Consider the following 10224-nt stretch of genomic DNA (forward strand, 5'->3'; position numbering starts at 1 on the left):
AGGAGAACCCTACTCAGTCGCTGCTGATCGACCGCTGATCAACCCGGCGCACAGTAGGTCCCATGCACATCCAAGGATTCGACTACCAGCAGGTTCCCGTCGCCGACGGGGTCGCACTCAACGTGGCCACGGCGGGCACCGGCACCCCGATCGTGCTGCTGCACGGCTTCCCGCAGACCCACCTGATGTGGCGACACGTGGCCGCCGACCTGGTCGCGGACCACACGGTCATCGTTCCCGACCTGCGGGGGTACGGCGACAGCGACAAGCCCGCCGACGACTACTCCAAGCGGACGATGGCGGCGGACGTCGTGAACCTCGCGAAGGCGCTGGGGCACGAGCGGTTCGCGCTGGTCGGGCACGACCGTGGCGCGCTCGTGGCGATCCGCGCGGGCCTCGACCACCCGGCGACGATCACCCACCTGGCCTCGCTCGACGTGCTCCCGACGCTGGAGAGCTGGAACGTGCTGCACGGGGTGAACGCGGCGGTCGGGTACCACCTGTTCCTGATGGCGCAGCCGCCCGGTCTGCCCGAGAAGATGATCGGCGCGGTGCCGGACGAGTTCTTCGGTTCGTTCCTCGACGCATGGGCGCAGAATCCGGACGCGATTCCGGCTGACGTGCGCGCCGAGTATTTGCGCGCGTCGCGGAACGCGGTGCGCTCGATCGTGGCCGATTACCGCGCTACGGCGAGCATCGACATCGAGCACGATCTGGCGGACCAGACGGCAGGCAACAAACTGCAGATGCCCGTCACCGTGCTCCAGCAGGACTGGGGCGCCGCGCTCGGCTTCGACGCCGCCGGGATCTGGGGCGCGTGGGCGGCCGACCTGGACCACCGCCTGGTGTCCGCCGGGCACTTCATGGCGGAGGAAGCCCCGGCCGAGGTCATCAAGGCGATCCGTGACCTGCTGACTCGGTGATCCGCAGGCCGGTGGTGACGAGCACGGCGAGCTCGGTGTAGGCCTCGGCGTCGGACAACCCCGTGGTCGCGGCCACCTCGCGTCGCTGGATCCGCACCATCGTCGAGGCGACGACGTCCGCGACGAAGCCGGTGTGCACGTCGCGGAACGCCCCGGCGGCGACGCCGTCGTCGACGAACTCGCGGATCCGCGTCGCGGCGGCACGGGTGTTGCGCTCGTAGATCTCCGTGGCCGGTGCGAACGCCGCCACGTCGTCGATGAACGCTGCCGACGCCGGGCGCAGCGCGTCGGCCACGGCCTGCAGGTAAGCGGCGATACGGCCCGCCGGATCGGAGACGCCTGCGGTGGCCTGTTCGACGGTCACCGTGGCGTTCCGGAAGAAGTGCACCACGGCCGCACGCACGAGCTGCTCCTTGCTGCTGGCCAGCGCGTACAGCGTGCGCTTCGAGCAGTGCAGGCGGGCGGCGAGGTCGTCGAGCGTGAACGACGCGAAGCCCTCGGCGAGGAGGAGCTCCACCAGTGCGTCCAGCAGTTCCGTGCGCCGGGCGGCGCCGCGGCGAACAGTCACGTCGCGAGATTGTGCCACGGCTATTGTCACGGGTCCCACAGTACCGTTAGTGGTACCGTAAACGGCATGCCCGTTGACCGTCTGCTCCCCACGTCGGAAGCCGCCGACCTCCTCGACCTGACCCGGGAGATCGCCGACAAGGAACTCGCGCCACGGGTCGACGCGCACGAACGCGCCGAGACCTATCCGGAGGGCCTGTTCGCGACGCTCGGCGAGGCCGGGTTGCTCGGGCTGCCGTATCCCGAGGAGTTCGGTGGCGGGGCGCAGCCGTACGAGGTGTACCTGCAGGTGCTCGAGGAGCTGGCGGCGCGGTGGGCGGCGGTCGCGGTGGCCACGAGCGTGCACGGACTGTCGTGTCATCCGCTGGCGACGTTCGGGACCGCTGCTCAGCAGGAGCGGTGGTTGCCGTCGATGCTGGGGGGTTCGCTGATCGGTGGGTACAGCCTGTCCGAGCCGCAGGCGGGCTCGGATGCGGCCGCACTGATGTGCCGGGCCGAGCCGGCCGCCGGTGGTTACGCGGTGACCGGTCAGAAAGCGTGGATCACCCACGGCGGGAAAGCCGACTATTACGCGCTGTTCGTGCGCGCACCGGGCGGTATCAGCTGCTTCCACGCCCCGGGCGCCGTCGAGGGCCTCACATTCGGTGCGCCGGAGCAGAAGATGGGGCTGCACGCGATCCCGACGACGGCCGCGTACTGGGACGGCGCGTTCCTCTCCGAGGACCGTCTGATCGGCGCCGAGGGCCAGGGGCTGCAGATCGCGTTCAGCGCGCTGGACTCCGGCCGGCTCGGGATCGCCGCGTGCGCGACCGGCCTCGCGCAGGCAGCCCTCGACACCGCCACCGCCTACGCCAACGAGCGCACGGCCTTCGGCCGCAAGATCCTCGACCACCAGGGGCTGGGGTTCCTGCTCGCGGACATGGCCGCCGCCGTCGATTCCGCCCGAGCCACCTATCTCGACGCCGCCCGCCGCCGTGACGCGGGCAGGCCGTACAGCCGCCAGGCGAGCGTCGCGAAGTTGGTCGCTACCGATGCGGCGATGAAGGTGACCACGGACGCCGTGCAGGTGCTGGGTGGTTACGGGTACACGCGTGACTTCCCCGTCGAGCGGTACATGCGTGAGGCGAAGATCATGCAGATCTTCGAGGGCACGAACCAGATCCAGCGCCTGGTGATCAGCCGGACGCTAGCCTTCGAAGGGGCCTAGGCCGAGGCGGGCGCGGACCGCGGGGCGGCGCAGGGGTGGCACGGTGGTGGGCTCGCCGCGGCGCGCGGGGAGCTGGGCGAGCAGTTCGCGGGTGATCTCGGCGATCTGCTGCACCGCCTCGTCCACCGCGGGCGCGACGCTCGGATTCGGCTTGCCGATCCCGGTGATCTTGCGGATGAACTGGGCCGCCGCCGCGGTGATCTCGTCCTCGGTGGCGGGCGGCTGCAGGCCACGGAGCTCGGTGATGTTCCGGCACATGCCTCGACCGTAGAACTAGAGCAACCCGCGCGCCATCGCCGTCGTCACCGCGGCCGTGCGGTCGGAGACGTCGAGCTTGGTGAACGTCCGCAGCAGGTGCGTTTTCACCGTCGCCTCGCTGATGTGCAGGCGCTTGCCGATGTCGGCGTTCGTGAGTCCCTGCGCGACCAGGCCGAGCACCTCGATCTCCCGCGCCGACAGCTGCGGTGCGGCCGGGCTGCGCACCTGGCGCACCAGCCGCCCGGCCACCGACGGCGCGAGCACGGTCTCACCCCGGCTCGCCGCCCGCACGGCCGCGGTGAGCTCCGCCCGCGACGCGTCCTTCAGCAGGTAACCGGCTGCTCCCGCGTCGACGGCGCGCAGGATGTCCGCGTCCGTGTCGTACGTCGTCAGAACCACGACGTGCGTCGTTTGCACTTCCGCCCGGATGCGACCGGTGGCGGTCGCGCCGTCCCCACCCGGCATCCGCAGATCCATCAGGACGACGTCCGGCAGCAGCGTCCTGGCGAGGACCACCGCCTCCGGACCGGACCCGGCCTCCCCCACGACCTCGAGGTCCTCCTCGGCGTCGAGCATGCCGCGCAGCCCGTCCCGGACGACCGGGTGATCGTCCACCAGCAGCACCGTGATCATCGGGGTACCTCGCAGGTCACTGTGGTGCCCGCGCCGGGCGCCGAGCGGAGCGTGAGCGTGCCGCCGAGCTGCTCGACCCGGCTGCGCATGCCGGGCAGGCCGTAGCCGGGCGGGTGGGCCTCGACGTCGAACCCGGCGCCGTCGTCGTCGATCGTGAGCGTGACGACGTCGTCGTGAGCGATCAGGTCGACCGTGACACTCGAGGCACCGGCGTGCTTGCGCACGTTCGTCAGCGCTTCCTGAACGGCCCGCACGAGTACCACGTCCACACGCGTAGGCAGAGTCGACGGGACGTCGACGGCGCACGTGGCGTCGATGCCGGTCTCCTCGGTCAGACGGGTGACCTGCTTCTCGATCACCTCGACGAGCGTGCCCGGCCGCAACTCGGCCGGCGCGAGCACGGTGACCATCGCCCGCGCCTCGGCGAGATTCTCCCGCGCCGTACGGACGGTCAGCGCCAGGCGCCTCCCGGCGGCCGGGCGGTCGGTGTCGAGCTCGGTCTCGGCGGCCTGCACCAGCGTGACGATGCTGGTGAAGCCCTGCGCCAGCGTGTCGTGGATCTCCGCGGCGAGCCGGGCGCGTTCGGCCGCCACCCCCGCCTGGTGGGACAGGGCCTCCACCTCGGCCCGGCTGGCTTCGAGCTCAGCGATCAGCTGCGCACGTTCCGCGCTCTGCTTGCTGATGTTGACGATCGAGACGCCGATCAGCACCGTGAAAGCGAGGCCGAGTACCGCGATGCCGATGGTTCCCTTGGCCTCGTCGAGCGAGCCTTCGCGGATCGCGTTGAGCGGGATCGGGGCGAGGTTGAGGATCGTGACGGCGACGATTCCCGCGCGCAGGCGAAGGCACAGGAACGCGATCGGGCAGCCGACGAACAGCGCGAACGACGCGAGGCCGTCGGCCAGTACCGCGGCGCAGAAGAGGACGATGATCGCGGCGACGTACAGGCGTGCGCCCGGGGAGTCCGGGGCGCGGTCGAGGTCGTCGTCGCGGGCGACACGGCGGCCGGCGACGGCCCAGCTGACCGCCATCAGCGCGAGGCAGCCGATCGCGATCGCGCGCCGGTTGTGCGAGACCTCGCTGTCCGAGCCGACCACGACGATCAGCGCGGTCAGGCACACCCCGAGGTAGGCGTCCCACGGCCACAGCCACCGCCGCGACGTATCGGTGGCGACCGAAAAGGCGCGCGCGACCCGCCGCACGAGCCCCGCCGCGCCGGGTGTGGCCGAGGCGCCACCGCCGGGCGCGGCCGAGGCGGCCGCGGGCGCGGCCGCGGCCGCCGGGGGGTGCCCGGCGGCCGGCGGGTGGGGGGTGGTCACCGGGTTCGCCGGTCGTTCCAGCGGAACGTCGCCAGCGCGAGGATCAGACCGGCCACGCACCAGGCGCCCAGCACCAGGGCGACCCTCCCGAGCTCCCACTGCCCCGCCACCTCCTGCGCCGCCAGTTCGTCCGGCAGGAACACCGACCGGAACCCCTGCCCCATCCACTTCACCGGGAAGACCGATGCGATCTTCACCATCGTCTCCGGAAGCGAGCCGATGTCGACGAAGATCCCCGAGACGAACTGCAGCCCGAGCACCGGCAGGTTCAGCACCGCCGCGGCACCCTTCGCCGACCGCACCATCGCACTGACCGCGATCCCGAACAGCGTGCACGCGATCACCGACAGCGCGAACAGCCAGCCGAGCGTCACCCATCGGCCGATGTCGGACGGCAACTGCAGGTCGAAAACCACGACACCGACGCCGAGCACCAGCGCGATCTCGGCCGCCGTCGTGACCGTGACCAGCATGATCTTGCCGATCAGATACGCGGACGCGGTGACCGGCGTGCCGTGCAACCGCTTGAGCGTGCCGTCCTCGCGGTCGGTGGCGATGCCGGTGCCGATGCTCAGGAACGCCGTCGACAGGATGCCGTATGCGATCATGCTCGCCGCGAAGATCTGCGACACCGTGGTCCCGGGAAACCCGTCCAGCGGCTCGTCGAAAATGAAGCCGAGCATCAGCAGGATGAACGCCGGCAGCGTGAACGTGAAGATCACCGCGTCCTTCTCGCGGAAGAACTGCTTGATCTCGAGGAACCCACGCGAGATCCCGAGGCTGAGCGTCGAGGGCAGCGGGGCAGTGAGAGTGTTCATCGTGCCTCTCCGATCAGGTCGAGGTAGACGTCTTCGAGGCTGCGGCGTTCGACCCGCAGGTCGGTGGGGTGGTCGAGGGTGGCGAGTACGTCGTTCGGGGTGGATGTCGCCACCCGGTGCTCACCGTTCGCATCCCGCCAGCTCACCGTGGACTCACCGTTGCGCCCGCCGACGTCCCGCGGAGTCCCCTCGGCGACGACCCGCCCGCCGACCAGCACCGCCAGGCGACCGGCCAGCGCCTCGACCTCGTCCAGGTAGTGGCTGGTGAGCACGATCGTCGTACCGTCGTCCGCCAACCCGCGGATGAGCGTCCAAAAGCTCCGGCGCGCCTCCGGGTCGAACCCCGTCGTCGGCTCGTCCAGAAAGAGCAACTGCGGATTGCCGACGATCCCGAGCGCCACGTCGACGCGGCGGCGCTGGCCGCCGGAGAGCGTGCGGAGCTTCGCCCCGGCCTTCTCGTCGAGGCCGCACTGGGCGATCACCGCGTCGGGGTCGCGGGGGTCGGGGTAGTAGCCGGCGACGTGCCGGACGATCTCGCGGACCGTGAGTTCGGGAGCGTCGGACCCGCTCTGCAGCACGATGCCCAGCTGCGCACGCCACCGCCGCCCGGCGGTGCCGGGGTCTTCGCCGAGGACACGCACCTCACCGCCGTCCCGGCGGCGGTGGCCCTCCAGGATCTCCACGGTCGTGGTCTTTCCGGCGCCGTTCGGGCCCAGCAGCCCGAACACTTCGCCGCGCTCGACCCGCAGGTCGACGCCGTCGACGGCGGTGTGTCCGCCGTACGCTTTACGGAGCTCGGATACCTCGATGACAGCCATGCATCGAGCGTCCCGTCAGCCGCGCCCACCAGGGACGACCATCAGACTGAACCCGCCTGTCCACCGGTCGGTGGACACGCGGTCACGGCAGCAGCGTCAGCGCCGCGGTGTGCATCGGCCGGACCACACGGAAATGCCGATGGTCCAGAGTGGCCACCCGATCCACGCCGTACCGCTCACCCAGCGCGACGACGCTCGCGTCCGTCCCGCCCAGCGGCAGATCTCGATAGCGGCCGACCAGCTCCCGGACTCGACCCCAGTCCTCCAGCGTCAGGCCCTCGACGAGTAGCCCCTCGTCAAGAATCGACGTGTACAGCGCCATCTCAGCGGCGGGCCCCAACTACCGATCGATCAAATACGCGGCCTCGGCGATCACCATCGGCGAGCTGACCAGCGGACCGGGATCGCTCTCGAGGAGCGCGACGCATGATTTGTGATGTCGGTCGAACCGGACTCCGCGCTGCCCACGCCGATGAACGCGAGCTTCCTGCGCGTGCGCGGTGCCACCGGCGGCAAATGCGCGGCGAGATCGGCGACGACATCGGCCAGCGGCACGCCGCGGCGCTCGGCCTCGGCGGTCAGGCGCCGGAGGACGTTGTCGGGCATGTTTTCCACAGACCCGAGGGCCGGTTCCGCACGGGGAACCGGCCCTGAATGCATCAGGCTGCGGCCTCGTCGGAGGGGGTGTAGAGCGCGGCGAGGGCTTCCCAGGCCGCGCGCTGCTCGGACGTGAGGCGCTGGGGCGTCACGATCTTCACCTCGGCGTAGAGGTCGCCGGCCGCGCCGCGGGGGTTGGGGAGGCCGCGGCCGCGCAGGCGCAGGCGGCGTCCCGACGACGAGCCCGCCGGTACCTTCACCTCGACCCGCCCGCCCGGCGTTTCCACCGGCGCCTTGGCGCCGAGCGTGGCGTCCCAGGGAGTCACCGGGAGTTCGACGGTCACGTCGCGGCCGCTCACCCGGTACCGCGGGTGCGGTGCCAGCCGCACGAGCAGATAGAGGTCACCGCGCGGCTCGCCCTCGCCGCCCTGGCCCGCCAGCCGGATGCGCTGGCCGTCCAGCACGCCGGCCGGGATGTTGACGTCGATCGTCCGCGCGCCGGACGGGGTCTGCATCGTCAGGCTGCGGCGTCCACCGGTGTAGGCGTCCTCCACCGAGAGCTCGAGCTCGGCCTCGATGTCGGCGCCCGCAGCACTGGCCGCGCCACTGAAGCCGCCGAACAGCCCACCGAGCAGATCCTCGAAGCTGGCTTCCGAGCCGTCTCCCGGGGAGCCTCCGCGCGAGAACCCCGGGCCGCCGCCCGAGAAGTACACCCGCTGCCCACCGAAGGCACCGTCCGCGAAGAAGCCGCCGTCGCCACCCGGACCGAAGCCGCTACCACCGCCGAACGGCGTCGCGCCGGGCGAATAGTCCTCCGGCACCTTCCGCCAGTCATCCCCGAACTGCGGCGAGAACTTGTCGTAGCGGGCACGCATCCCCGCGTCCGACAACACCTCGTTCGCCTCGTTGACCCGCTTGAACGTGTCCTCGGCTCCCGGCTCGGAGTTGACGTCCGGGTGGTACTTGCGGGCCAGCTTCCGGTAGGCGCGCTGGATGTCCTCCGGGCTCGCCGATCGCTCGACGCCCAGCACCTCGTAGTAGTCGCTCGTGGTGGTGGCCACCTTCCGCTCCTTCGTCACGCAGCTATGTCCAGCTCGGAAGACGTTCTGTGCGCCTGATTCATTCCCCGAAGTTGAGCCGGATGGACTCAACTTACCCTGCGGATCCGGGTGACGAGCAGCGCGCCGATGATCCCCACGACGGCCCCGGCGAGGAACAGCATCGGATAGCCGCCGATCGCGATGAACACCGGCGCGATCGCCGGCGCCAGGGACTGGGGAAGGGCGTTGGCCATGTTGATCACGCCCAGGTCCTTGCCCGCGTCGTCGGCATTGGGCAGTACTTCGGTGATCAACGCGAGGTCGACAGCGTAGAAGCACCCGGTCCCGAGACCGAGGATGACCTCACCGATCAACAGCTGGGTGAACGACCCGGCGAGCGCGACGACGATCAGACCCACCATCGCGACGATCGCCGCCACGATCACGAACGGCTTGCGCCGGCCGATCCGGTCCGACACGAATCCGCCGCCGACGCTGGTGAGCACCGTGGCCACCATCGCGATCACGGTGGCGACCGCGACCCGCCGGGGAACGTCGTCCGTCGGGATGTCGAGCTGTTCGGACAGAAAGTAGGGCAGGTACGTCAGGCCGGTCGCGGCAGCGAACACGAACGTGAAGCGGGTCAACCAGGCCCAGCCGAAGTCGGGGTAGCGGCGCGGGTCGAAGAAGAAGCTCCGCCAGAGGCTCAGCGGCTGTCGCACCGGCGTGACCCGGTCCCGCAGCACGACGACGAACAGCCCGACGAGAACGAGCGCGATCACCGCGGGGACGAGGAACCTTGCCACGTCGCCGCGCAACACGGCCGTGAGCACCGTTCCCGCCACGACCGACACCAATGTCGTGATACCGACCAACCCACTCACCGCACCGCGTCGCGCGGGCGGGACCTGGTCCGGCAGCGTCGCCGAGTGCGCCGCCAGCGCCCCGTTGTACGCGACCTGCGCGACGCACCACCCGACACCGACGACCAGCACGCTGTTCGCCAGCGCGACGATCGCCAGGCCGAAAGCCCCGAACAGGACGCCGAGCAGCAGCCACGGGCGCCGCATCCCGAACCCCGACGTCGTGCGGTCGGACAACCGCCCGAACACGGGGTTGCTGACCAGCGCGAGGAACGCACCGACGCCGAGCACGAGCCCCAGGTCGCGTTCCTTGGTGTCGGGCGCGATCGCCTCGACCTTCAGCGCGAGCGTCACCACGACCGGCGTCAGCAACGCGAGGTTGAGTCCGAAACCGGCGAGCGGCATGGTCGCGCCGAAGACGGCCAGCGACGTCCGGCGACGCGACGACAGCGCTGTCATGAGCCGCTCCTCTGCGGTGGGACTAACGTGCGGTTGTGACGAAGGATGACGGTCCCGCACCCGAGGCGACAGCACGACGCCGACCCCGAGGCAGCTACTCCAAGGGCCGCGCGAAGCGAGCCGAGATCCTCAGCGAGGCCGTGCGGGTGTTCGCCGAGTCCGGCTACCGGGGCGGATCGCTCAAGGAGATCGCCGAGCGCGTGGGGCTGAGCCAGGCCGGGCTGCTGCACCACTTCACGTCGAAAGAGCAGCTGCTGGCCGAGGTTCTGGCCGAACGCGACGCCGAGGACGGCGCCCGCATGTTCCCGCCCGGCGCGCCGCGGACCGGAAGCGACGCCCTGCTGCGAATGGCCGGACAGGTGCGGCACAACACGACGGTGCCCGGCCTCGTCCAGCTCTATGCCACTTTGTCCGGTGAGGCGGTCGCCGAGGGTCACCCGGCGCGCGAGCCGTTCGTCGAGCGGTACCGGGAACTGCGGAGCCTGATGGCCACTGCCGTCGCCGAAGCGCAGGCCTCCGGTGAGGTCCCGGCCGATCGGGACCCAGTGATGATCGCCACTGCGCTGATCGCGGTGATGGATGGTCTGCAAATCCAATGGCTCCTCGAACCGGACGCGATCGACATGCCCGCGGTGTTCGACACGCTCCTCGCCACGCTCGGCCTTCACGTGAACGCTGGATGAGAGCTACTGAACGCAGCCGAGAGCTACAGGCGTCTCCCA

13 protein-coding genes are annotated in these 10224 nt (G+C 70.6%); 3 read left to right on the forward strand and 10 right to left on the reverse strand.

Annotated elements, in window-relative coordinates:
* The first annotated feature begins 62 nt into the window (after nucleotides 1-62).
* Nucleotides 63-923: an alpha/beta fold hydrolase gene (locus ACGFY5_RS35005; RefSeq protein WP_392727028.1), complete on the forward strand. Its 861-nt coding sequence runs from the start codon at nucleotides 63-65 to the stop codon at nucleotides 921-923.
* On the opposite strand, the gene ACGFY5_RS35010 is transcribed toward ACGFY5_RS35005, so the two are convergent.
* Nucleotides 892-1491, reverse strand: coding sequence for a TetR/AcrR family transcriptional regulator (locus tag ACGFY5_RS35010; RefSeq protein ID WP_392727030.1), 600 nt, complete (start codon nucleotides 1489-1491; stop codon nucleotides 892-894). The two genes, ACGFY5_RS35005 and ACGFY5_RS35010, sit on opposite strands and share 32 nt — an antisense overlap.
* A 66-nt stretch (nucleotides 1492-1557) precedes the next feature.
* On the opposite strand from ACGFY5_RS35010, the gene ACGFY5_RS35015 reads away from it, so the two are divergent.
* Complete coding sequence (locus tag ACGFY5_RS35015) at nucleotides 1558-2697, forward strand: acyl-CoA dehydrogenase family protein (protein WP_392727032.1); 1140 nt, start codon at nucleotides 1558-1560, stop codon at nucleotides 2695-2697.
* On the opposite strand, the gene ACGFY5_RS35020 is transcribed toward ACGFY5_RS35015, so the two are convergent.
* The 9 genes from ACGFY5_RS35020 to ACGFY5_RS35060 all read right to left on the reverse strand — a co-directional run bounded on the left by ACGFY5_RS35020 (nucleotide 2677) and on the right by ACGFY5_RS35060 (nucleotide 9502).
* Complete coding sequence (locus tag ACGFY5_RS35020; protein WP_392727034.1) at nucleotides 2677-2955, reverse strand: DUF2277 domain-containing protein; 279 nt, start codon at nucleotides 2953-2955, stop codon at nucleotides 2677-2679. The genes ACGFY5_RS35015 and ACGFY5_RS35020 overlap by 21 nt on opposite strands.
* Nucleotides 2956-2970: 15 nt before the next feature.
* On the reverse strand, nucleotides 2971-3588 hold the full coding sequence (locus ACGFY5_RS35025; RefSeq protein WP_392727037.1) for a response regulator: 618 nt from the start codon (nucleotides 3586-3588) through the stop codon (nucleotides 2971-2973).
* Entirely contained in the window at nucleotides 3585-4907 is a 1323-nt protein-coding gene (locus ACGFY5_RS35030; RefSeq protein WP_392727040.1) for a sensor histidine kinase, read from the reverse strand. The genes ACGFY5_RS35025 and ACGFY5_RS35030 overlap by 4 nt, the downstream gene beginning before the upstream one ends.
* On the reverse strand, nucleotides 4904-5725 hold the full coding sequence (locus tag ACGFY5_RS35035) for an ABC transporter permease (protein WP_392727043.1): 822 nt from the start codon (nucleotides 5723-5725) through the stop codon (nucleotides 4904-4906). The genes ACGFY5_RS35030 and ACGFY5_RS35035 overlap by 4 nt, the downstream gene beginning before the upstream one ends.
* The gene (locus tag ACGFY5_RS35040) at nucleotides 5722-6543 is read right to left on the reverse strand and encodes an ABC transporter ATP-binding protein (RefSeq protein ID WP_392727046.1); all 822 of its coding nucleotides are present in this window, start codon (nucleotides 6541-6543) and stop codon (nucleotides 5722-5724) included. Before ACGFY5_RS35040 ends, ACGFY5_RS35035 begins: the two co-directional genes overlap by 4 nt.
* 82 nt (nucleotides 6544-6625) lie before the next feature.
* Complete coding sequence (locus ACGFY5_RS35045; protein ID WP_392727049.1) at nucleotides 6626-6883, reverse strand: hypothetical protein; 258 nt, start codon at nucleotides 6881-6883, stop codon at nucleotides 6626-6628.
* 32 nt (nucleotides 6884-6915) lie between these two features.
* Nucleotides 6916-7149 carry a hypothetical protein gene (locus ACGFY5_RS35050; RefSeq protein ID WP_392727052.1) on the reverse strand — a complete coding sequence of 78 codons (234 nt, stop codon included), beginning with the start codon at nucleotides 7147-7149 and terminating at the stop codon, nucleotides 6916-6918.
* Nucleotides 7150-7202: 53 nt separating this feature from the next.
* Entirely contained in the window at nucleotides 7203-8201 is a 999-nt protein-coding gene (locus tag ACGFY5_RS35055) for a DnaJ C-terminal domain-containing protein (protein ID WP_392727054.1), read from the reverse strand.
* Nucleotides 8202-8287: 86 nt separating this feature from the next.
* The gene (locus ACGFY5_RS35060; RefSeq protein WP_392727057.1) at nucleotides 8288-9502 is read right to left on the reverse strand and encodes an MFS transporter; all 1215 of its coding nucleotides are present in this window, start codon (nucleotides 9500-9502) and stop codon (nucleotides 8288-8290) included.
* A 35-nt stretch (nucleotides 9503-9537) separates the two neighbouring features.
* Here ACGFY5_RS35060 and ACGFY5_RS35065 point away from each other — a divergent pair, with 35 nt between their 5' ends.
* Nucleotides 9538-10185 carry a TetR/AcrR family transcriptional regulator gene (locus ACGFY5_RS35065; protein ID WP_392727060.1) on the forward strand — a complete coding sequence of 216 codons (648 nt, stop codon included), beginning with the start codon at nucleotides 9538-9540 and terminating at the stop codon, nucleotides 10183-10185.
* Nucleotides 10186-10224: the final 39 nt, after the last annotated feature.

It is taken from the genome of Cryptosporangium sp. NPDC048952 (assembly GCF_043197895.1).
GTDB lineage: Bacteria > Actinomycetota > Actinomycetes > Mycobacteriales > Cryptosporangiaceae > Cryptosporangium.